A 22050-nucleotide genomic window follows, 5' to 3' on the forward strand; every position below is an offset into this window, starting at 1 on the left:
AGCTCTAGGTCCATCCCTTGTGGGATGGACCTTTCTTTGGATCGTTATTGAGTCCCAAATAGCTATTTGTCTTCATTATTGATACAGCCATATCCCTGAAATCGTCATCACCGCTGGCAGTGCAGCCTCGTCCACCACCACATTGTCATACCAGCCGCCCACCGCAAGGTTAAGCACCAGATAAAAGGGTTCATCAAAGGGCATCACGCCCGGCTCTTGGCGACGTTCTGCAAAGCAATGTCCATCTACCAGCCATCGAATTGAACCTGCATCCCATTCCAGTGCATACTCATGAAATTCATTAATGGTTCCGCTCTCAAACTGGTGTGTGAACTCCTCCACGATTTGATGTTCCCAATCCTTCCCGTAGTGCAGCGTTCCGGATATTTGCTTAGGCAAGCGGCCTTTGGCTTCCATGATATCAATCTCACCGGAAGCTGGCCAAGGGCCGTAAGCTTGTTCCTGCGGAAGCAGCCAGATGGCAGGCCATATTCCCTGTCCTACCGGCAGCTTTGCACGCACAACTAACTTTCCATAGCAAAAGGAAAAATGGTCCTTTGTATCCAAACGGGCTGAGGTATATGCAAAATGCCGTCCATCCTTTTCGATGGATTCGCTGCGTGCACATAGATTTAAGCCAAACTCATCGGTATATAGATTGTTGGCCTGATCTGTATAATACTGCTGCTCACCGTTGCCCCAACCTGGGTCTATGGGCTTGCCATCATTATCTAACAAATCGTTGCCAAGGCGGAGATTCCATAGCTTCAAATCGGCATTTCTATCTAAGAAATTCTGTTCCCATACGAGCTTGTTCATTCTTCGCACACTCCCTTCATTTAATCACAGCATACTTAAATTTTACGCCTGGTCAAACAAATCTAAAAAAATGGGATAGGGTCGATAATCCTGGGCTTTTTTTCCTATGCGCTTTTTCATACGATGAAATAGAAAGGGGGTACGGTACATGTTCCAATACAGAACGGAACAAATGAAAGCGCTTGTTAAACAGTGGCAGTTGCAAAGTATGGTTATCCCGGGAATCCTCTGGATGTTTATCTTTTGTTATCTCCCCATGTTTTGGCTCATTATTGCATTTATGGACTACAGCATCGCCAAACCCTTACTAGAATCACCGTTTGCGGGGTTGAAGCATTTTCACGATTTTTTGACGGATGATCGATTTTGGCGTTCGATCCGCAATACCCTGGGGATGAGCAGCATCAAGCTGATCTTGGGTTTTCCCATTCCGATCTTGTTTGCTTTAATGCTCAATGAAATACGGGGTCTTCGATTTAAGCGAACGGTACAAACCATTTCGTACCTGCCGCACTTTATTGCCTGGACGATTTTTGGTGGCATTGCACTCAATTGGCTGGGTGAGGGCGGTGTGATCAATCAGTTGATGATGGCAATAGGATTCCAGGATCGTCAAATCCTGTTTAACAGCGACCCTAAGTACTTTTGGTGGATTACCTATTTCACCGACACGTTAAAAGAAACGGGTTGGAGCGCCATTATCTACATAGCAGCAATATCCGGGATTGATCCGGGACTGTACGAAGCGGCCGAGCTGGATGGCGCAAATCGACGGCAGCGTATGTGGCATATCACCATTCAGAGCATACGCCCCACCATCGCTATTTTGTTCATCCTCGCGGTCAGCGGGATACTCGGCAGTAACTTTGAGCAGATTTTTATGTTGAAGAACAACATGAACATGAAGATGGCGGAAAGCCTGGACTTGTATATCTATAATATGGGGTTGGTCTCCGGGCGCCATTCTTTCTCAACAGCCGTCCTGTTCGCCCGCTCTATTGTAGCGCTAGGTTTGTTATTTTTGGCTAATCATTCATCCAAAAAACTAACCGGCGACAGCATTTTTTAAAGGGGGAGAACAGAGGTATGGAAAGACGCAAAAGGTTTCGGCAAATTGGAGTATTTGAAGTCTGCAATACCCTGCTGATGCTGGCGGTTTGTTTTTTAACGCTCTACCCGATGTGGTTTGTATTCATTAACTCACTTAATGCGCCGCAGCAGGCATCACTGGGCACCGTCAACTGGTTTCCCAAAGAATTATCACTGGCCAGCTATAGTGTTGTATTCAATGATAAGACGATGATGAACGGTTTTTACATCACCACGCTGCGCACGGTACTCGGAACAGCGATGCATGTATTCTTTACCGCTGTTATAGCTTACGGAATGAGCAAGTCTAATCTAATCGGCCGCAAAGTGTATCTCAAAATCGCACTGGTTACAATGCTGTTCTCAGGTGGTCTGATCCCTACGTTTATTCTGATGACAAAGCTGGGTTTATATGATAATTTTTGGGTATTTATAATTCCTTCCATGTACACTTTTTTTAATATGGTCATTTTTATGAGCTTCTTCCGCACCATTCCCGATAGCCTGGAGGAATCTGCGAAGGTAGACGGTGCTTCAGACTATGGCGTTCTGTTCAGAATTGTATTGCCCAACAGCATGGCGGTTATTGCGACCATATCGCTTTTTTCAGCGGTCTATCATTGGAATGATTATTACCAGGGCGTCATCTATATTCGCTCGCAAGAGTTACTTCCACTGCAGACCATGTTGTACAAAATTATTGCAGAGAATTCCATGTCTTTCATGCAGCAGCAAGCGATGGCACAATTCGGCGCTAGGCTGCCCGGCAACTCTATCAAATTTGCATCCATGATGGTAGCCACATTACCAATTCTCGTAGTCTACCCCTTTATCCAACGCTATCTGGTCAAAGGGGTGATGATTGGCGCCATTAAGGGATAAGTGCATAGGTCTCGAAACGGATATTTTAAAAAATTCAGAAGCAGCAGAGAAAGGATGATTATGTGATGAAACGCAATCTGATCAAGCCAGGCTTGACCCTCGTTCTGGCCGTAATTCTGACACTAGGCACGGCCGCTTGTAGCAACAATTCAGCCAATAACAAACCATCACCACAACCCACGGACAGTACATCCCCGCCGCCAAGCGAAGCAACGCTCAATCCCGATGAACCGGCATGGAAGCTCGACACCAGCCCTGTAGATCTAACTTGGTTTGTAGGCGCTAACTGGTACGCCCACACTTGGGGAGACAGCTTGGTCTCCAAGTATGTAACGGAAAAAACAGGTGTCAACATCAAGTTAGAAGTACCCTCCGGCGAAGCGAACGAGCATATTACCCTGATGATGACCTCCGGCAAGCTGCCAGACTTGATCTCGATGGGTTCATGGGAAACGGCTGTCAAAAAGCTATGGGAAGGCGATCATGTCTATGCCTTGAATGAATTGGCTGACAAGTATGATCCTTACTTCTTCAAGGTCGCCGGCGATGGCACACTGAAATGGTATCGTCAGGAAAATGGAAATACCTATGGTGTTCCGAATGATTCCTACAGCCCCAACCTGATGCATGAAACCGGAATGACAGCCGCCAACCAGACTTTCCTGGTGCGGAAGGATCTGTATGAAGAGATGGGCAGCCCGGATCTTAGCACGCCAGAGGGCTTTCTAGGTGCATTGCAATTAGTGAAGGATAAGTATTCACAGTATAAAGGCCAACCTATCAGCCCCTTCTTTGCGCAAGGGAATGTCCCTTACGGGATGACCGAATATCTGCAGAATTTACTGGCCGTCCCGCAGGAGAAAGACGGAAAAGTATACGACCGCATGACTGATCCCGATTATATTACCTGGTTAAAAACCTTCCGCACGGCATACGAGCGCGGGCTGATTAATGTAGACTTTCTGGTAGATTCCGACACTCAGGTCGAGGAAAAAACGAACAATGCACGTTATTTCATGATGGTTCGCGAGTGGACTGGGATGGCGGCTGTCAATCCTATGCTGGCTGCAAGTGGAAATCCGGATTCTTACTATATCGCAGTTGATGGCCCAAAGAACAGCAAAGGGGATGACCCTAAGCTATTCCCTGGTAACATGGACGGCTGGATGGTAACGATGATTAGCAAATCCACCGAAAACCCTGAACGGGCCATCCGCTTTTTGACCTATCTGGCCAGCGAAGAAGGCCAGCGCGATGTATTCCTTGGCAAGGAAGGCGAAACATGGGAAACGGTAGACGGCAAACCACAGCTGAAGCCTGAAATGGTACAATTACTCGAAAATGATATTGAGAAAATGGAGAAAGAATATGGCATCATGGATACCTATTGGATGATGCGAAACCCTGTAATCATCAACCAGTGGAGACCCGAGAAAGCCCCTGTTCTTAAGCAAATGGAGGACTTCGCCAACCAACGGGCTGATATTGACAGTGGTATCTACAAGGGCTTAGATCCACAAGGCGATTCTGATGTATCGGTAGCCTGGTCGCGTATTTCTCAAAACTGGGAGGAAGTGCTGCCTGAGCTGATTACAGCTAAAAATGAGGCAGAATTCGATAAAATCTTCGAGAATTTCCTTGACCGCCGCGAGAGTTATAGCTTTGACAAGGTGATGGAATTCCGCCAAGCTGAACTGGATGTGCGAAAGTCCAAAATGGCAGAGTAATAATGCCCATATTAAGATTACTGCCGGCCACCGAAAGGGTGGTCGGTATTCCCTTTTTAGCGGATTCTCCCCATTGGCGAGTCAGCCTGGTTCCCTACCAGACGATTTGTAATATATGGTATATTACAAGGGTAGGAGGCTATTAAATGAAATATTTGCTGACTAAAATGAAAAAGCTTTACCGCAATTCCCGCATATCCAAAAAATTATTTTTGGCCTTCAGTATGATGATTGCCATTCCTGCGATTGTGGTATCCTTTTTATTTATCCGCACGCAGGAAAGCCAGCTATACAAGGACGCTATGGCCACCGGCAGCAGTCATGTTTCACGACTTAATGAACAGCTACGCAGCAGAATGGGTATTATTGAGAACGCTTCCTCTACTGCGCTGAATCAAAAGGCATTTGTAGATTTTATTCACTCCAATATGCGTGGGGATGGCCTGCGTCTTGTGAAATTTAGACAAAATCAATTTGAGCAAATGCATAATATCATTCAAAGCCACGAGATGATCAGTGAGCTCAGTTTCTATGTCGATAATCCAAACCTTTTTGAGATTTGGCCTGAAATCTACCATTATGACAAGTTTCAGCCGCAGGACTACTGGGTGACCCTTCGGGAGGAAGGCGGTGCGGCATACCGCTTATTTGCTTTCAAGGATGGCGACCATACATTATCCTATTACCGGCTGGTACGCCTTCAGGGACAGCAGCAGAAACGCCCTACCATTATGGAAATTCGCGCCCAGCATAACGTCTTTTTCAGTGACCTGCTTGAGGATAGCGGGGGAGATTTCTTTTCTGTAGTGATGGACGGAACCACCCCTTCCCGATCTGTATACAATCCTGAGCATGTCTTTGCTCAAACTGCCGGTGAGGAGTTGGATAAAATTCTGGGCAGTATTCATCAGCGGCTGGATGTCATTCAGCAGAGTAGCCCTATTAAGGTCGAGGTCGGCGACCAGACTTACTACGCTTTGTATCGCTACATTGCCCCTTTGAACGCTTATGTCGTGGATATTGCCTCTCATCAGGCACTGATGAAAGGCCCGCGGAGCTGGTATCTATTTGTTGTAGCGATCACATTATGTGTTCTGCTACTGATGTTACTGCTCGTATCACATACTACCCGGCGGATATTTAGGCGGCTGGACAGGGTTCTGATTTCTATGCGCAAGGTGCGGCAAGGCCAACTGGATGCAAAAATCGATACCGGTCTCGGGGCGAACGAAACCGGTGACGAAATTGACGAAGTGGCCGTCAGCTACAATAACATGTTAGACGAGATCAAACATCTGATGACCCAGGTGGTAGATAAGCAACTGGTTGCCAAAAATGCACAACTGCACTCCCTGCATTCACAGATCAATTCACATTTTTTATATAACGCGCTGGAATCTATTCGTATGCTCGCAGAGGTTCAACGACAGCCGGCAATCGCCGATGCGTTAGTGTCTCTCGGTTCACAACTGCGTTACAGCATGCAGTGGCGCAGCGATACGGTTTCCCTTAGCGATGAACTTGCCAACATCCACAGCTATATCCGCTTCATAAACTTTATGGAGGGCGGCAATATTGTATTGATGGCGGATCTCCCCCTAGAGGTGCTGCGTTATACAATTCCGAAAATGTGCATGCAGCCCATCGTCGAAAATGCCGTTCATCACGCAGCCCCTTCGGGAGGCAGTGTAAACATCGAAATTACCGTATCTGTAGAGAATGACCGCCTTTTGCTAATAAAGATACGAGATGATGGTGCAGGTGTTGACCCGGAAATGCTGTACAGTTTGCAAGCTGTGCTGCTGGGCGACACGGATTCACCGATTGTTACCAGCAAAAACGGACTGGGCCTGGAGAACGTGCATAAACGCATACAGCTTCATTATGGCAAGGGCTGCGGTCTTTGGATTGACAGTGTGCAAGGTGCCTACACCTGTGTAACCATACGTTTGCCTTGGGAAAATGTGAATCTTGGAGGATGGTAGTGTATGATCAATATTCTGATTGTTGATGATCAAAAGCATATTCGTGATGGGCTCCAGGCCATGCTGCGCCAATTCCCCCTGCAGCTGGACAACATTTACTGTGCCGTAAACGGCATCGAGGCCTTGGGAGTATTGCGTCAGCATAGCATTCAACTAGTGATTACAGATATCAGGATGCCTGATATGGATGGATTAATGCTGATGGCGCAGAGCAAAGAGGAACGCTTCGAGGTGGAATACCTGATTATTAGCGGCTTCAGTGATTTTGCGTATGCTCAAAAAGCCATCGAGCTTGGGGCAAAGGGCTACCTGCTTAAACCTGTGAAACGTGAAGATCTGCAAACCGCGGTAGAACATGTAGCGCATGAAATCAAAACACGGCAGGCGCTCTCGCGCAATATGGAGCATATCTCCCGTCGTGCTCAAGAGACAGACCGCAAGGAACTGAGTATGTATATGCAGGGGGCGGTGAGCGATGAGGCATGGCTCCTCCAAACCCAGCAGCAGAATCCAAAGTTGTGGAGTAATTACCGTCTGTGCCTGCTACGGGAGGAACTATGGATTAACCAACCGGGAGCCCATAGCAGTCACAGCATGGAATCTATTGCCTATCGGATATATGGCAAACAAGGATGCATATGCTTGCAGCACCGCCCATATCTCGTCCTCGCTGTGGATGCTTCCGTAGATACGGGCGCCTTTCCGGCCGCTCTCAAAGCAAGGCAGATCGATTCCATCACCGCTATGACCAGCCCGCAGCAAGGGTTGAAGGAACTGCCCCGCAGCTATATACAAGCGCTGGAGCTGTATCGCCACAGTTACCTTTTTCCAGAGAAGAGCTATATTCTACCCACGCATATTCAGCGGCTGGAGCAGCAGTGGGAGCTTCCCTATGAGGAGCTGTATGCCCTGTTCCAGTTAGTTGGCAGTAAGAACAGCGGCACCATCACCCAAGGCATTTCTAAGATATTTCACAAAGATACGCTGCAACGCTATCACATCCAATACACCCAGCAGCTATGCCGCGCCATCGTGCAGATGCTGGAGGAATACGTGCGTGTGATCCGCCCATATATGGGGGAAGAAGCGCTGGACATCGAATGTTTGCGTAATCTGTTCGACTATCCGGGTATTCGTGATTATATTCAGGCGCTGCAACAACAGCTGCTTCGGTTGAACCAATTCTATTATGAATATAAATGCAGCTATCGTAACTCGCAGGATTTGAATGAGGCCATTCGTTTTATACACGAAAGTTATCATAAACCACTGGATCTGGCGATGGTATCCAACCATGTGTCACTTAATTATGCTTATTTTTCTAACCTGTTCAAGAAGAATATCGGCAAAGGTTTTGCAGAATACCTGCGCGATGTGCGTTTGGATAAAGCTCGTCGGCTACTGGCTGAGACCGATCATAAAATCGTCGAGGTAGCCACTATGGTAGGGTATGAAAGCTACAAAAGTTTCACACGGGCCTTCCGGGATGTCATGGACATGCAACCTACAGAGTACCGCCAAATGATTCGCCGGAAGCATGACAGAGAAGAGAAGTATCAGGACACCGCGCTATAAATCAGGGGGCCACTGCTTAAATACACGAATATTATCAAAAGCCAAAAAATTGGGTTATAACAAAAATAATTGTACCTTTTAGCGGATTATTATATTCGATAGAATAAAGGTGTTCCTACATGTAAGCGGTTTCTATAACTAATACTTTATTACAGGAGGGCAAGTATGAAGCGACTTTATAAAACGAAGAGTGGTTTTAAGCAGAGGGCACTGAGTTTATTCTTAGCAATAGTACTATTGGCTGGTATGGGCCTGTTGCCAACATCGAAGGTTCTGGCAGCAGGGAAGACCGTTACTTCTATGGCTTATTTTTCAGCAGCAGACGGGCCTGTCATCTCAAAATCCGGGGTTGGGCAAGCCAGCTACGGATTTGTCATGCCTACATTCAATGCAGGCTCCGCCACCTGGAATGAAGTTTCCGATGATGTGGGTGTAAAAGTAAAAGTAGCTGGCAACTGGGTTGATATTGACAGTGCTGGCGGCTATACCTATAACCAAAACTGGGGACACTGGAGCGACGGCGGCTTGAATGGCTACTGGTTCACGCTCTCCGCAACCACTGAGATTCAGCTGTACTCCAAAGCTAATGGGGTAACGCTAGACTACACCCTAGTATTTCAGAACATAAACAAAACAACCATCACGGCTATGGCACCTACACAAGGACCGCAGATTACGGCAGGTTTTACCGGCAGTGCAGGCTTTACTTATCCTGCCTTCAACAACGATTCCTCTGTAACGTATGAAGCAGTGGCTGACGATTTGAAGGTATATGTAAAACCTGTAAACAGCAGTACCTGGATTGATATTGACAATAACGCAGCCAGCGGCTGGATCTATGATAACAACTTCGGACAATTCACCGAAGGAGGCGGTGGCTATTGGTTCACCATAACGGAGTCGATCAATGTAAAGTTACAATCCAAAACCTCTTCGGCTAACGTCGTCTATACCCTCACCTTTAATCAACCTGTAAGAAATTCTTATGTTCTTACTCCCTATGATGGAACGACCTTTACTGCAGATGCGAAAGGTGTCATAGGTGTACCGCTGCCCAAGATTGATGGAGGCGCGCCAATCGGTACCGAGCTTGGAAAATACGTATACCAGATCAATATTAACGGACAATGGGTGGCTATGAGTGATTCCAGTCAGAGTGGATTTGTATATGCTGGTAACGGCTATAACAACATGTCCGATGCTAACCAGTGGGGATACTGGGCTGACTATATTTATGGCCTTTGGTTCCAGCCCGTCCAAGAGGATATACAAATCCGTATAGGCTATCCATTAAATGGACAGCCGGGCGGTAATGTGGGCAACAATTACGTCAACTACACCTTTATTGGCAATCCAGATGCCCCGCGTCCGGATGTCTCTGATCATGATGACATTGCCATTGGAACGCCAACCGACCCGACCATTGAGGGTATGAATCTCATTTGGCAGGACGAATTTAACGGAACCACGCTCGATACGAGCAAATGGAGCTATGAGCAAGGGTATTATATCACTGATGATCCCAACAGCTGGGGCTGGGGTAACGCCGAACTTCAACACTATACAGACAGTGCACAAAATATATTTGTGCAGGACGGAAAGCTGAATATCAGGGCGCTACACGATTCCAAATCCTTTCCGCAGGACCCAAACCGGTATGCACAATATTCCTCTGGTAAGATTAACACCAAGGATCATTTGTCCTTCCAGTACGGCAGAGTAGACATCCGTGCCAAGCTGCCTACAGGCAATGGTGTCTGGCCAGCACTATGGATGCTTCCGAAAGATTCAGCCTATGGTGCATGGGCCGCATCCGGCGAAATTGATATTATGGAAGCCAAAGGACGCTTGCCTGGCACGACCAGCGGCGCCATACATTTTGGCGGACAATGGCCGGTGAATAGATATATTGCGGGTGAATATCACTTCTCTGAAGGCCAGACCTTCGCCAATGATTATCATGTGTACTCCATGGTCTTGGAAGAAGATAATATGAAATGGTATGTGGACGGCAATTTCTTCTTTAAAGTGAGCAGAGATCAATGGTATTCTGTAGCTGCACCGAACAATCCCAATGCTCCTTTCGATCAGCCCTTCTATCTCATTATGAATCTGGCGATCGGCGGATTTTTTGACAGCGGCCATACCCCGGACCCATCCGATATCCCTGCAACAATGCAGGTGGATTATGTGCGTGTCTATAAAGAAGGCAACGGCCAGAATCCGGGTAATAACGTCACGGTTACCGGAGTAACGCTGAATCAGAACACTGCACAGGTCGAAGTCGGAAAAAGTGTACAACTGAACGCAAGTGTAGCTCCGTCAAATGCAACGAATAAGCAGGTCACTTGGAGCATTTCAGGGAACAGCGTAGCTTCTGTGAGTCCAAATGGTCTCGTGACAGGAATTTCTCCGGGCACGGCAACTGTTACAGCTACAACAGCCGACGGCAATAAGACAGCCGTCTCCACCATCACGGTTGTGCCAGCACCATCCGGTACTATCATCATCGGCGATGAGGTCCGGGGTCTGAAGAAAACAGGCAATGATCTGCTGTTCTATGTGAACGGCGCAACCTTTGCCGACTTACACTATAAGCTCAATAACGGCGGTCAGCTGAACGTAGCCATGACTCCGGCAGGGAACGGCAACTATACCTACCCTGTAAATAATCTGCAAAATGGCGATACCATCGAGTACTTTTTCACCTATAATCCAGGGCAAGGGGCCGTCGATTCCCCGACGTTCACGTATATCCATGGGGTAACCCAAGGAACACCAGAATAAGTAGTTGAACCCTAAGCAAAATGCATGAACACGAATAGGCGAGGAGGAAGTGTTAAAGCCTCCCTCTCGCCTATTTTGTTGTTTCTGCCATGTGCTGGTCTCCTCGGTGGAAGATCAGTTGCCATGCGTGATGCTCGACCTCCTTGACGACAAAGCTCACCTCTTAGAACGTCATCAAACTAACTATTGACACCAGCCTCTATCTTCTGATCAATAAATGGTTTGAATCGTGTAAAATACCGCTCTGATGCCTCCCAACGCCTAAGGTTCAAAAAAGATAGGTCCTGCTTACCATATTGATCCGGCGGCTGATAATACCGGGAAACATAAGTTTCATTGCCCAGTGTATAAAAATAATACACTCCATCCGGAGTCTTAATTTCAATCTGACCAGGTAGAAGGTCTCCGACCTCATCCGTATGCGCTTGACGGAAGCTGTAACATTTGGATCCGTCCCAGAGCCCGTCATTCTCCTCCTCTTCCAAATATAATTTCTGAATTACAGCGTGTTGCAGAATGTCTTGCACATACTGGACCTCAATGTTTCGTAAATATAGCTCAGCCATATTAATACAGGTCAACAGGTCCAACGGCTTCGAATACAGCCCATGTTGCTGCAGGAACATCTAGTTTCGTTAAATTTCCGGGGTATTCCTTGGTTGTAGCCACGTGCGAAAAAGCCGGTTCATCACCGGACACTTTTCGCACCTTCGCTGGCTTGCCTAAATTAACACGTCGAAATGGCCCTCCGAGTTCACCGTCGCTGTCCGGGGATCGGTCAGACCGATGCCCTTGAGGCCTCCCTTCCACTCATTCCGCCAGAGGGGGAGGTGATCTTGAAGCGGAGAAGCCGGTACAAAATTTACGGAGGTGCTACTCCCGCTTTTCTGTACGAGTTGGGACTCCAGCAGCCGGATTTGCCGCTGCAGCTGCTCCCGGCGATAAGGAGTCTGCATCTCACTTCCTTGTACTGCATTCACTTTATCCAGTTCCATCATCAGCCGGTTCCGCTGTTTCTCCAGGGAACTGACATCACTCTGTGTACCGCCGTAGGCCGCAATGGCCTGTAACGGACTGATGCCTGCTACTGTCAGTGCCGCCATGATCTTCCCCTCCGTTTCCTTGGCTCCCATTCCAAATTCAGCCAATTTCGAAGATCTAATCATCTTTATTACCCACCAGACCTCATCATGACAACATCACAGCCTCAATTGGAAAATAACCGTCGTATAGTCACAGTCGGCCATTGGTTTCGACCCTACCAAAGACCCACCGAAGGCTGGCTAAAGTCCCTACACAGCTCCCTTACTCGTCCTTCAACCGCCGTTGATACAAAATGACAGATACTACTGTTAATACAACCGTCCATGCCAAAGTAATAAGCAGGGGTTTTAATAAATCTCCAGTCGTATAGCCTGTATTGCTTATCCCTAGCAAATGCACAAGCTGACTGCTTGGCATGTAATCCAGCACTTTGAGGATCGGATAATCATTCTCTAGAAATGCCCCCCATGGTGCCCCAGTGAATATGAACGCTACAGGAAGTATGGATAAAGAAGCATCAAGCAGCGTCTTGGAGAATAAACCACATATCGTCCCGGCTGCTGTATATAGAATAATCGAAAGAAAGATTGTTGCCACAAATGCCCATATGCTGGCTGGCTTATAGCCAAATATAAACGTAGCTATAGCCAGAACAACTACAGACATAACAAAGACTAAAGAGCTTTTACCGATTAGAACATCAAGGGTCGTGGCCGGAGTCATCATTAATGACCGTAAGGTGTTACGCTCCTTTTCTTCCGCAATCAAGCAGGCTTGTGCGAAACATGTTAGTAATACAAACGAGGTATTATAAAGGAAACCGCTGGCTCCAGGCAAAGACGCGCCTGCGCTTCGAAAAAGAACGGCAAACATAATAGGCAAAATTAACATAATGGAGATCCCATAATTGCGTGAAAACTCTTTGTAATCCTTCACAAAAATCGCCTGGGCACGTTTTAATGAGATACTCATAATAGCTCACTTCCTGTCATTTTAATAAAAATATCACCCAGACTTGGCTCTTTCGTTTCTAACCGGTCAATTAGCCCCCGTCTCATCCAATCCGTTATTTGATCAGCCGTTCCCTCATCGATCGGGAGCTCGTACGTTTCCCCATTGATTAAGTCAACAGAAATTATGTTTTCTCGATGCTGTCGTTTAAGCTCCTTCGGTGAGCCGATCGTTTGGATTTGCCCTTGATACAGAATCGCTACGCGGTTGCACATCAATTCTGCTTCAGCCATATCATGCGTAGTCAGAAAAATCGTTGTCCCCTTCTTATTTAAGTAGCGTAAGCCTTTATAAATATGCGCTGAGTTTACCGGGTCTAAAGCCGAAGTAGGTTCATCTAAGAATAATAATTCTGGCTCATGGATAATTGCGCAGGCCAGCAGAACGCGCTGTCGCATCCCTTTCGATAGGAGTTTAACCTTCTTTTTGCGCTCTCCGCTTAAGTTCACAAACTGCAGCACCTTATCGACCGCAGATCTGGGAAGATCATACAACTGACAATACAGCTCTAGATTTTCCTCAATGGATAATCTCTCATATAGACCACTGTTATCCGTCAGAATTCCAAAGCGCATCTTCTTTGCAGACTGCTGCATCCTCTCCGCTGGCTGGTTAAATATATTTGCCTGTCCACTTGTCGGATTTAATTGCGCCGTTAAAATTTTAATTAAGGTCGTTTTTCCTGAACCACTCGGACCGAGGAAACCAAAAATCTCCCCTTTCGGAATGGAAAATGACACATCTGCTAACGCATCCTTATTTCCAAATCTCTTTCGAATATGTTCTACCTGGATAACATTCACAAATACCACTTCCTTAGCATTGATGACCTAAATATATAGAGATTACATACTTGCAGCCATCAAAACCCGCCGAAATGTAGCTATTACCGCTTGAATGGTACCCTTTAAATGTTAAGAAGTGCTTTTAGCTCCTGTAATTTTGAACGAGATAACGGCACCACGGCATCTTTACCTGTATTCAAACGCAAGCTGTAACTATTCTTCGTCCATGTAATAATCTCTCTAACTTTTTGCAGATTAACGATGTAGGATCGATGACACCTGAAAAAACCGAAATTTAACAATCTCCGCTCCAGCTCGGTTAGAGTCAAAGCACAGTCGTAATTTTCCCCACCCACATGAACAAGGATCGATCCCTCTATACTTTCTATAAAATCAATTTCAGGCGGATTAAATAAAATCACTTTGTCATTTCTTTTGGTAGATATCTTCTGCAAGGTTATATTGGCTTCATCTTGTTTCTGTACTTCCTGCTTATCCTCTTCTGAGTCCCGAATATCCAATGGATGACATCCAAGTTCGTTCAATCGATAAATGGCGTCACACGAAATAATGGCATCCTCTAAATTCGAAGTTAAAATTAAAATCTCCTTTTCTTTCGAAAGGTCATCTAGTATCCGTTTAAATTGACGACGATCTTGCTCCTCTAAGTAAAAATAGGGTTCCTCCAGTACAAGTGTAGGCTGATGCGCAAAAAAGACACGCAGCAATGTCACATATGTCCTTTTCGAAGAGCTTAGGTCCTTGATCCTTACCTTCCGTTCTTCTTTTAAAGCAAAATAATCTAGTAACAGAGCGACACGCTCATTCCTCTCCGTTACTTTGATTAGAAAATGAATCAGCTCTTCCACCGTTAAATGCATATACTCGTTTTGCCCGGCTTGAAATAAATAATAGTGGGAATGATTCAATAATTGATTCATTAATAGCTGCTTTCGCTTCAAATCTGTTATAATGCCAATCGATTGGTTCTCTGTCATGTTTAATTCGATCTTCGGTAGAAGTAATTCCCCATCAAAATATATTGGTTGAAATTGCATGCCGTCCCCCTGGTCAGAGCTACTATAGGATATTTATAACAATTATAATGTTCGGATACTTTTTTGTCAGTTTCTACTGAAAATACTTACTGTTAACAACACAAGTATAAAGAACGACGAAAAAAAACACTTCTCAATGAGAAGTGTCAGAAATCATATTTAGATCATCTGCCAATGATGTTGCATGTCAATTCTTTTATTGCCGGAGCATGTTCTCATCTAGCCTTATTAAGTTCTTTTACTTCTATTATCTTTTTACTAAACTGATACTTTACAGTAACATTTTCAATAATCTCAGTATTCTGGTAGGCAAGAGAACCCTCGAATTCTAGAGTATCATTATCTTTCCACACTAGGTTATCTGCATTGCTATAATTCTCGTGATCTGTGCGAATCCATGTATCTATTTCTTTTTGTGCACCATATTTGACTCTTGCAGATTCTATTAATTCGGGACTTATCATTCCCTCTTCAATATTGCTAATTTGAATGAAATCACTTTTATTAGAGCATGTTACGATCGCAACTAACTTATGATTGGGTGAAGGAATCATTTTTTTTATATACATAGAGGGTGTTGAAAAACTAAAATACGCATTAAGCTTATTATCTTTTATTCTCCAAATGACATTTTGACTTCCATAGTCCGAATAGTTATTAAACAACGTAAATATCATACTTCCGTCTGCTAACTTAACAATATAAGGGCTTTTATAACTTTTCGATAAAATATCTACAGCAAAAGCAGCTGCATCGGCGATTTTTTGATTCTCATTTTTTAAAAATGGCTGAAGTTCTTTCAACGCTTTTACTCTCAACGTGGAATTATTAAAGGTTTCTACCAGCCTATTAATAGCAATATATACATATTCATTATTATCACTTTTTAAAGCATGTAGAAATTTTTCCGCATCATATTTAGTAGCAGGCTGTAACTCCATATCTTCAGCTTTTAAATAACGTATATAAGGCTCTGAATTTTGATTTTTATAATATTCTGTCGCTAATAAAGCTGACGCAGTTGAACTATATAGGACAAGACAGGCAACCAAAACAACCCACTTTTTTGAAATTCCTTTTTTCCTTTTCTCTGTTCCATTGTGCCCAGCCGCTTCAATTAAGTTCTCATCAATGAGTCCGATCTCCTTAAATAAATCTTCTTTTTTCATAGGTTAACCCCCTCTTTGTCGAGATGAACTCGAAGTTTATTTCTTGTCCTAAATAATATAGATTTCACTTTACTACTACCCATATTAAATCTTATAGAAAGCTCATCTATTGAATAGGAATACCAGTACCTTCCAATAAATATGTTTCTTGCTTGCTCATCTATGCCATATAAAAATTGATTTATTAAGTTTGCGATCTCACCTTCTTCATACTCTGTTTCTACAGTATCAGGCGAAGCTAGACATTCTTCTAGTTCCGTTAGAATGACTTCAAACTCACGACTACGCTTTTTCGCTGTATTATAACCATACTTATCAAGCGCAATATTACGGGTGATCCTCCCTAAAAATACCGAAAAATTCCTAGGCAGATTAGGCGGTATCGCATTCCATGCTGCTAAGTATGTATCGTTCTCACATTCTTCAATATCCGAGAAATTTGAAATAATGTTTCTTGCAATCACCCTGCAGTAAGCCCCATATTTATTTTTAGTCTCTAAAATAGCTTGCTGTGAACGCTGTATGTATAGGTGGATTATTCCTTGGTCTTCCATCCGTTATTCTCCTTTTAAACACTCTTATCTATATAGTAGAAAATTCCTAGAATACGTTGCACTTATATTAAAAATTTACACCATTATATAAAGACAACCCCCTCCTAAACAAGGAAGGGGTCTGCCTTTGGGTCATCTCTACAATCCAAAATGTTCTCTAACTAACCTAAATTGTTCTTCCACGCTCATACTTGGTATTCTTTCAACGGTTTTGATCCCCATTTTATTACAAGCAGTCTTAATCTCATTGGAGAACTTAACCATAGATTTGTTCCCGTGTTTAATCGTTTCTTCTGGATTTATCGTGTAGGCGTTAATACAATCTAAAATCATCTTATGATCTTCTCTGAAGTAATATAATTTCTCTATCTCATCGTCGGACGTATAAAAACAAATCATTCTCTCTTCGGGGATAAACGGTAGTATACGCTCAGGCATTATTCCCAGATCAATTATTATTGGTTTGTCATTAGACATTGTTAACAAATCAATGATAAAGAAGTCCATCATCTCTTCGACAATTTGAAATAACCACTGGCAGTGCTCATCTACCGGTTTATTGAACCACTTATTCCAATCCAAATCAGGATTAGGAAATTGAAGGGCAGGGTATTCAACAGGACTAGTGAATGGTCTGTATTTTAAGACATCATCCCCCAATGTTTGAAAGCCAAGTACCTCTACAAATTTCTTGGTCATGGTCGTCTTCCCAGCACAAGGCCCCCCATTAAGCCAGTAAACATGTTTTAATCGTTCCTTCAAATAATTATTATTTATCTTCATCCGGTACACCCCATTTGATTTATAAATAACTTTACTCTAGCACGTTGGTTTCGGGGAGATGGCGGATTCTTATCTTCCTATAACAGTGAAAACACATAGAAATTCTCCTTTCTTGACACAAGTAGTTATATTCTACGAGTGGGGAGTTCTGTTAACGTAACGACTTACTCTGTTGAATTTCATGTTCCTCAACATAATTTCTATACTTATTACCATTGTAGTAATTAAGAATGTCCTGATTAATCTCCGGATACAGTTGAATAGAGTGTAGCTCCGAAATAGGAACCCACGTTACACCAGTTTGCTTAGAATCTGGTGATTCGGGAAGTCTTGGATTTGATCCCGCTTTCAATTTACAACTAAATGTAACTCCTACTGAATGAGTATCCCCGTATATGTAATTACTTTTTGTAGGTTGATATTCGTAAACAAATGCAACGGGACCGACCTCTATCTCAACACAAGCCTCTTCTTTCGCTTCCCGTTTTACAGCTTCAATCAGTGTTTCTCCTGGCTCAAGGCCACCTGCTGGAAGATTGTAGTGCACGCCATCAAGATTGTCATTCTCAAACTCCACTAGTAAAATGGAACCCTTCTCAATTATTAATGCACCAGCGCGCAGTCTTATCTTTTCCAGAATAATCACATCCCATAGTCATTAATTTCTATATGGGATATTGTACCATTTAATGCTTCTAAGGGAAGAGTCTTTAATGGATCCTTTACAAGGATTGCATAACTTCTATAGCACTTTTAAGAGCGTTTCTGTCCCTTAATCGTCCTTTTTCTGGTACTGTCAGATTTATTAACTTAAATGCCTCTTCCTTGCTTACCCATCGAATTTCTTGTGTTTCATGATCAAAACTATGTACTTCTCCTATAGGTCTTAATAAAAAATACTTAGTTATACATGTCTCTGATTCAAATGCCCCTGGGATCGGTGCGACAACTTCACAAACATACCCAGTCTCTTCTCTCACTTCTCACAATGCTGTATTTTCAGGAGATTGATCTTGAGGTTCGCTTCCACCTTTAGCAAAAGTCCAAGCGTAGCCTCCCCAAAATCCGCTAGGGCTTCTCATCAATACCTCACCAGCATTATTGATAACAATTCCTCCATAAGCGAGTTCACTCATCTTTTATCCATCCCAACAAAAAAATAAATTCTGATTTAATCACACTATTCCATTAAAAATTCATATTCCCCTGATTCCTAGTTACTACCATCACATTCTGAGCTTAAAAAGCTCTGATTATCAATCTTTCTACTATCACTTTATCTTTAATACGATCTTTCCTTTTGCCCGGCCCGATTCGGAATACTCCATCGCCTTTTGAGCTTCTTCAAATGAAAATATTTGATCAATTACAGGCTTTATTTTCCCTGCTTCTATAAGCTCCGAAATGATCTCCAGTTGTCTGCCGCTAGGTTTCATGAACAAAAATCTGTATTTTACATTATATTGCTTTTCTAATTTTGTTAGCTTACGGGTAACCAATCGAAAAAGACTCGTTTTTATAAATCCAGACCCATATTCAATTCCGAAGCGTGCATTGGGCAGCCCAGAAACCGATACAATTTGTCCGCCTGGTTTGACTATTTTAAAAGCCTTTTCTAAGGTCTCGCCGCCAATCGTATCGAATACTCCATCATAATTTTGTAAGACTTTATCAAATTGTTCTGTTTTATAATTAATTATTTGATCTGCCCCAAGAGATTTGACCAGATTAGCTCCAGCATTGCTAGTAGTTGTAGCCACATAAACTCCCATCGCTTTGGCAAGCTGGATAGCAAAGGTCCCAACGCCGCCCGAACCAGCTTGAATCAATACCTTTTGCCCTGCCGATAGCTGTAATATATCATGTAATGCTTGATAGGATGTAAGCCCGACTAATGGGATTGACGCCGCCTCCTCAAAGGAAAGGTTTTGAGGCTTTAAGGCTATATCGTCCTCATATATGGAAATATATTCTGCGAAGGTTCCAATTCTATTTTTTCTTGGCCGTCCGTATATTGCATCGCCTATTTTGAAGTTAGTTACTTTGTTTCCTACTTTGGTGACTATACCTGAAAAATCATTTCCTAACACAAGCGGCATATCGTATTTCAATAGCATACGAGTTTTGCCATCCCGCACCTTGAAATCGATAGGATTAATACTCGCCGCATGGATTTCTGCCAATACATCATAATCACCCACTGATGGTATTGGAATGTCTGCCATCAGAAGAGGACTTTTCCCGTATTTTTCAATGATCATCGCTTTCATCAAGAAACCTCCATTTCTATTAATATTGTTCCATAAATTCATCGAGATGGTTTATAAGATTTTTTAACACGCCTAATTTTGTTCTAACGTCCATAAAATAATAATTTTTAGAGCCTTCTTTCCTCACCATTATAATTCCGGCTTCTCTTAAGATTCTTAGATGATGGGAGACCGCTGGCCGTGAAAGATGTGTTTTTTCAGTAATCTCACCTACGCGTAATCCGTTCGTACAGGTAGTCTCCATAAGTACTGTAATAATGGATTGTCTTGTCTCATTACCAATAGCTAAAAAGACCTTCTGGCACATCTTGAAATCATCTTTGATGACTTCGACTTGTTGCTGCTTATTAATGATTCTCACCGCTTTCGTCTTGTTCAATCGTTTAACTTAGTGAACCATTTGCTGACGAGTATGTCATAACAAGATATGCTCTGCAACCTTGGGAAAGAAAATCGAGATCACAAGTAAATTTTTTACATTTTCTTATTCCCAGCCCTCAAAGCAGAATTGTCGAAACATCTAAAATCGTATCAAGAACAATTGACGTTGAGTGAGCTGCCTGCACTTGAAGTACTGGTAAATAAGCTTATCGCATGGATTGATTGGCTTATAAAAAATCGCCGTCCGACTCCCAATAGGGAACATGAACGGCGATAATTTTTGAGTTATTCTATAAACGGCAGTTCAAAGTAAAGCCGATCTGCTCCACAAATCGATTAGGGAAGTTCCTCCAGTGTAATCTTGACGCTATATCAATTCGTACTTCAATTTTCGGATGTAGCTGTATTTTTAAAGGTTTTCTTTATAAAAGGCATTCAGTTTTTCAACAGCTAGTCTAACTGGTTCTGGTTGATCGTATAAGTCATAATGACTTACATTTTCAAGAATGAACAAGTCCTTTTTCGTTGACGCGGCTCTATTGTACAGTTCATGACCATCTTTGTATGAACCAAATGCACCTTGTTTATCACCTACAATAATTTGCAAAGGTTGTGTTAGCAACTCTTCAACGAAATGGAAAGCATCAAAACCTAGGACTGAAGCTAAACTGGTATATTTCAATTTATTTGGAGAGTTAGAGCTTTGCCCTCTAGGCGTTGTATAATAATCGACAGCTTCCACAATATCTATATCTGTTATACCTGCCTTCTCTCTTTCCGCTTGATTGCTAGGGATCCAATTCACTATCATTGGCTCAGCTCCACGAGCTTCCGCAGTACGTTGTTGACTAATGGCCTCCAAAGCTTTAATTGGATCGCCGCTTTCACGTTGTACACGCCCGATATTAGCTCCAACGACAGTGCCAACTGCTTGTATACGACGCTCTGTCATTGCAGCATTTACAGCATAACCCCCTCCGGCACAAACACCTAATACACCAATACGGTTCTCATCAACAAAATCAAGTGTAGTCAGGTAATCTACGGCACAACGAATATCTTCAACACGCGCAGCCGGAACTTCAATATATCGAGGGTCACCTTCGCTTTCACCTTGATATGATGCATCAAATACAATCGTCACATATCCAAGTTCAGCAAGCTTCTCCGCATAGATACCTGCAGTTTGGTCTTTACAGCTACTTCCTGGATGAACACAAACGATTGCGGGGTTATGTTTCTTATTTTCAGCATTTTCTGGCACATTTAGAATACCTGCAACTTTTAATCCATGCGCCATAAATTTAACTTTCTTTTTAATAACTAACATATGTGGCCTCCTAATGGATGATTTAATATAATACACTTGAGTGTTTTATTACACCCGTGTATATTTAAAATACATTAGGACTATAATGCTTTCAATGACCACATCTTTGTTTTCATGTAGTAATACACATTCTTTCAAATGTGTATATTAAAAAGGAGTTTTCTTATGAATAATCCAATAGATCGAAGAATCATAAAATCGCAAAAAGTAATTCAATCGACTTTTTTAACCATGCTGCTTGAGGATGGATTTGATAAAATTACAGTTAAAGCGATCACTGAAAAAGCCGACATTAGCAGAAAGACGTTTTATCTGCATTATGTCGATAAATATGATTTGCTGGATACTATCGTGAATAAACAATTAGAGGAATTAGGAGTCATTTGTGAGCAAAAAAAAGAGAAGGGTTTTATCGAGGGTACCGTGATTTGGTTCAATTATTTTGAGGAACATAAAGCTTTCTTTGCAGCTTTGTTTGCAAGTGAAAGTACCGTCTCATTTCGAAAACAGCTTCTGCAATTCATCATGCATCAACTCAATCTAAAAATAATTAAAATCAACCCTGAAAAAGAGGCAGAAATCCTTTTAAAGTTTTTAAGCATGGCTGTTCTAGGCATCGTAGAATCCTTTGTTCTGAATCAATTAAAAGCCAGCACAGAAGATACAGCAAAACAAGTGGGCGAATTACTGGAGCAGAATATCGCGATGGCCTCACGTTAGTAGGCTGATGAAACTTAATTTTAATTTATTCCAATTCATATCTATCAAAAAATCCCCAAATTGCTTTAGGACTCCATATTC

At 43.1% G+C, this 22050-nt stretch carries 22 protein-coding genes and 1 pseudogene; 7 read left to right on the top strand and 16 right to left on the bottom strand.

The features are described 5' to 3' along the window. Window positions 1-75 precede the first annotated feature (75 nt). Window positions 76-819: a glycoside hydrolase family 16 protein gene (locus tag ACN6KS_RS24840; protein WP_440960720.1), complete on the bottom strand. Its 744-nt coding sequence runs from the start codon at window positions 817-819 to the stop codon at window positions 76-78. A 148-nt stretch (window positions 820-967) separates the two neighbouring features. Here ACN6KS_RS24840 and ACN6KS_RS24845 point away from each other — a divergent pair, with 148 nt between their 5' ends. The 6 genes from ACN6KS_RS24845 (at window position 968) to ACN6KS_RS24870 (ending at window position 10864) form a co-directional block, all read left to right on the top strand. Further along, window positions 968-1888 (top strand): ABC transporter permease, encoded by a 921-nt coding sequence (locus ACN6KS_RS24845; protein ID WP_094878730.1) that lies wholly within the window; start codon window positions 968-970, stop codon window positions 1886-1888. Window positions 1889-1905: 17 nt separating this feature from the next. Further along, window positions 1906-2790, top strand: a complete 885-nt coding sequence (locus ACN6KS_RS24850) for a carbohydrate ABC transporter permease (protein ID WP_341135627.1) — start codon at window positions 1906-1908, stop codon at window positions 2788-2790. A gap of 65 nt (window positions 2791-2855) precedes the next feature. Then, window positions 2856-4517, top strand: coding sequence for an extracellular solute-binding protein (locus tag ACN6KS_RS24855; protein WP_094872782.1), 1662 nt, complete (start codon window positions 2856-2858; stop codon window positions 4515-4517). 146 nt (window positions 4518-4663) lie between these two features. Beyond that, window positions 4664-6502 (top strand): sensor histidine kinase, encoded by a 1839-nt coding sequence (locus ACN6KS_RS24860; RefSeq protein ID WP_094872784.1) that lies wholly within the window; start codon window positions 4664-4666, stop codon window positions 6500-6502. Window positions 6503-6505: 3 nt separating this feature from the next. Then, window positions 6506-8077: a response regulator gene (locus ACN6KS_RS24865; RefSeq protein ID WP_094872786.1), complete on the top strand. Its 1572-nt coding sequence runs from the start codon at window positions 6506-6508 to the stop codon at window positions 8075-8077. 165 nt (window positions 8078-8242) lie between these two features. Further along, the gene (locus tag ACN6KS_RS24870) at window positions 8243-10864 is read left to right on the top strand and encodes a family 16 glycosylhydrolase (protein WP_440960721.1); all 2622 of its coding nucleotides are present in this window, start codon (window positions 8243-8245) and stop codon (window positions 10862-10864) included. 179 nt (window positions 10865-11043) lie between these two features. On the opposite strand, the gene ACN6KS_RS24875 is transcribed toward ACN6KS_RS24870, so the two are convergent. The 15 genes and pseudogenes from ACN6KS_RS24875 to ACN6KS_RS24945 all read right to left on the bottom strand — a co-directional run bounded on the left by ACN6KS_RS24875 (window position 11044) and on the right by ACN6KS_RS24945 (window position 21249). Continuing rightward, window positions 11044-11391, bottom strand: coding sequence for a hypothetical protein (locus tag ACN6KS_RS24875; RefSeq protein ID WP_179281693.1), 348 nt, complete (start codon window positions 11389-11391; stop codon window positions 11044-11046). A 55-nt stretch (window positions 11392-11446) separates the two neighbouring features. Beyond that, a pseudogene (locus tag ACN6KS_RS24880) lies at window positions 11447-11533 on the bottom strand (AraC family transcriptional regulator); the annotation flags it as partial. Window positions 11534-11586: 53 nt separating this feature from the next. Further along, the gene (locus ACN6KS_RS24885) at window positions 11587-12030 is read right to left on the bottom strand and encodes a hypothetical protein (RefSeq protein WP_094872791.1); all 444 of its coding nucleotides are present in this window, start codon (window positions 12028-12030) and stop codon (window positions 11587-11589) included. Between the two features lie 139 nt (window positions 12031-12169). Further along, window positions 12170-12880, bottom strand: coding sequence for an ABC transporter permease (locus ACN6KS_RS24890; RefSeq protein ID WP_094872792.1), 711 nt, complete (start codon window positions 12878-12880; stop codon window positions 12170-12172). After that, window positions 12877-13722 carry an ABC transporter ATP-binding protein gene (locus ACN6KS_RS24895; protein WP_094872793.1) on the bottom strand — a complete coding sequence of 282 codons (846 nt, stop codon included), beginning with the start codon at window positions 13720-13722 and terminating at the stop codon, window positions 12877-12879. Before ACN6KS_RS24895 ends, ACN6KS_RS24890 begins: the two co-directional genes overlap by 4 nt. A 104-nt stretch (window positions 13723-13826) precedes the next feature. Further along, a complete protein-coding gene (locus ACN6KS_RS24900; RefSeq protein WP_094872795.1) occupies window positions 13827-14762 on the bottom strand; it encodes a LytTR family transcriptional regulator DNA-binding domain-containing protein in 936 nt (311 codons plus the stop codon). A 215-nt stretch (window positions 14763-14977) separates the two neighbouring features. Beyond that, complete coding sequence (locus tag ACN6KS_RS24905) at window positions 14978-15931, bottom strand: hypothetical protein (protein ID WP_094872796.1); 954 nt, start codon at window positions 15929-15931, stop codon at window positions 14978-14980. Beyond that, on the bottom strand, window positions 15928-16485 hold the full coding sequence (locus ACN6KS_RS24910; protein WP_094872798.1) for an RNA polymerase sigma factor: 558 nt from the start codon (window positions 16483-16485) through the stop codon (window positions 15928-15930). The genes ACN6KS_RS24905 and ACN6KS_RS24910 overlap by 4 nt, the downstream gene beginning before the upstream one ends. 138 nt (window positions 16486-16623) lie before the next feature. Continuing rightward, the gene (locus ACN6KS_RS24915) at window positions 16624-17268 is read right to left on the bottom strand and encodes a hypothetical protein (RefSeq protein ID WP_440960722.1); all 645 of its coding nucleotides are present in this window, start codon (window positions 17266-17268) and stop codon (window positions 16624-16626) included. A gap of 151 nt (window positions 17269-17419) precedes the next feature. Continuing rightward, the gene (locus ACN6KS_RS24920; protein ID WP_348536925.1) at window positions 17420-17914 is read right to left on the bottom strand and encodes an NUDIX domain-containing protein; all 495 of its coding nucleotides are present in this window, start codon (window positions 17912-17914) and stop codon (window positions 17420-17422) included. Between the two features lie 76 nt (window positions 17915-17990). Further along, window positions 17991-18248, bottom strand: coding sequence for an NUDIX domain-containing protein (locus tag ACN6KS_RS24925; RefSeq protein WP_440960723.1), 258 nt, complete (start codon window positions 18246-18248; stop codon window positions 17991-17993). Window positions 18249-18251: 3 nt separating this feature from the next. Then, complete coding sequence (locus ACN6KS_RS24930) at window positions 18252-18404, bottom strand: NUDIX hydrolase (protein ID WP_440960724.1); 153 nt, start codon at window positions 18402-18404, stop codon at window positions 18252-18254. A 135-nt stretch (window positions 18405-18539) separates the two neighbouring features. Next, entirely contained in the window at window positions 18540-19538 is a 999-nt protein-coding gene (locus ACN6KS_RS24935) for an NADP-dependent oxidoreductase (protein WP_440960725.1), read from the bottom strand. A 19-nt stretch (window positions 19539-19557) separates the two neighbouring features. Next, entirely contained in the window at window positions 19558-19845 is a 288-nt protein-coding gene (locus ACN6KS_RS24940) for an ArsR/SmtB family transcription factor (RefSeq protein ID WP_440962444.1), read from the bottom strand. Between the two features lie 483 nt (window positions 19846-20328). After that, a complete protein-coding gene (locus tag ACN6KS_RS24945; RefSeq protein ID WP_094872804.1) occupies window positions 20329-21249 on the bottom strand; it encodes an alpha/beta hydrolase in 921 nt (306 codons plus the stop codon). Window positions 21250-21414: 165 nt separating this feature from the next. On the opposite strand from ACN6KS_RS24945, the gene ACN6KS_RS24950 reads away from it, so the two are divergent. Continuing rightward, a complete protein-coding gene (locus ACN6KS_RS24950) occupies window positions 21415-21969 on the top strand; it encodes a TetR/AcrR family transcriptional regulator C-terminal domain-containing protein (protein WP_280787855.1) in 555 nt (184 codons plus the stop codon). The last annotated feature ends 81 nt before the right edge of the window (window positions 21970-22050 follow it).

The organism is Paenibacillus nitricinens, assembly GCF_052056485.1.
GTDB lineage: Bacteria > Bacillota > Bacilli > Paenibacillales > Paenibacillaceae > Paenibacillus_AQ > Paenibacillus_AQ nitricinens.

Bases quoted from the DNA above. Each gene is read 5' to 3' on its own strand.
- ACN6KS_RS24840 (WP_440960720.1), bottom strand. From the start codon at position 819: ATGAACAAGCTCGTATGGGAACAGAATTTCTTAGATAGAAATGCCGAT.
- ACN6KS_RS24845 (WP_094878730.1), top strand. From the start codon at position 968: ATGTTCCAATACAGAACGGAACAAATGAAAGCGCTTGTTAAACAGTGG.
- ACN6KS_RS24850 (WP_341135627.1), top strand. From the start codon at position 1,906: ATGGAAAGACGCAAAAGGTTTCGGCAAATTGGAGTATTTGAAGTCTGC.
- ACN6KS_RS24855 (WP_094872782.1), top strand. From the start codon at position 2,856: ATGAAACGCAATCTGATCAAGCCAGGCTTGACCCTCGTTCTGGCCGTA.
- ACN6KS_RS24860 (WP_094872784.1), top strand. From the start codon at position 4,664: ATGAAATATTTGCTGACTAAAATGAAAAAGCTTTACCGCAATTCCCGC.
- ACN6KS_RS24865 (WP_094872786.1), top strand. From the start codon at position 6,506: ATGATCAATATTCTGATTGTTGATGATCAAAAGCATATTCGTGATGGG.
- ACN6KS_RS24870 (WP_440960721.1), top strand. From the start codon at position 8,243: ATGAAGCGACTTTATAAAACGAAGAGTGGTTTTAAGCAGAGGGCACTG.
- ACN6KS_RS24885 (WP_094872791.1), bottom strand. From the start codon at position 12,030: ATGATTAGATCTTCGAAATTGGCTGAATTTGGAATGGGAGCCAAGGAA.
- ACN6KS_RS24890 (WP_094872792.1), bottom strand. From the start codon at position 12,880: ATGAGTATCTCATTAAAACGTGCCCAGGCGATTTTTGTGAAGGATTAC.
- ACN6KS_RS24900 (WP_094872795.1), bottom strand. From the start codon at position 14,762: ATGCAATTTCAACCAATATATTTTGATGGGGAATTACTTCTACCGAAG.
- ACN6KS_RS24905 (WP_094872796.1), bottom strand. From the start codon at position 15,931: ATGAAAAAAGAAGATTTATTTAAGGAGATCGGACTCATTGATGAGAAC.
- ACN6KS_RS24910 (WP_094872798.1), bottom strand. From the start codon at position 16,485: ATGGAAGACCAAGGAATAATCCACCTATACATACAGCGTTCACAGCAA.
- ACN6KS_RS24915 (WP_440960722.1), bottom strand. From the start codon at position 17,268: ATGAAGATAAATAATAATTATTTGAAGGAACGATTAAAACATGTTTAC.
- ACN6KS_RS24930 (WP_440960724.1), bottom strand. From the start codon at position 18,404: ATGAGTGAACTCGCTTATGGAGGAATTGTTATCAATAATGCTGGTGAG.
- ACN6KS_RS24935 (WP_440960725.1), bottom strand. From the start codon at position 19,538: ATGAAAGCGATGATCATTGAAAAATACGGGAAAAGTCCTCTTCTGATG.
- ACN6KS_RS24940 (WP_440962444.1), bottom strand. From the start codon at position 19,845: ATGTGCCAGAAGGTCTTTTTAGCTATTGGTAATGAGACAAGACAATCC.
- ACN6KS_RS24945 (WP_094872804.1), bottom strand. From the start codon at position 21,249: ATGTTAGTTATTAAAAAGAAAGTTAAATTTATGGCGCATGGATTAAAA.
- ACN6KS_RS24950 (WP_280787855.1), top strand. From the start codon at position 21,415: ATGAATAATCCAATAGATCGAAGAATCATAAAATCGCAAAAAGTAATT.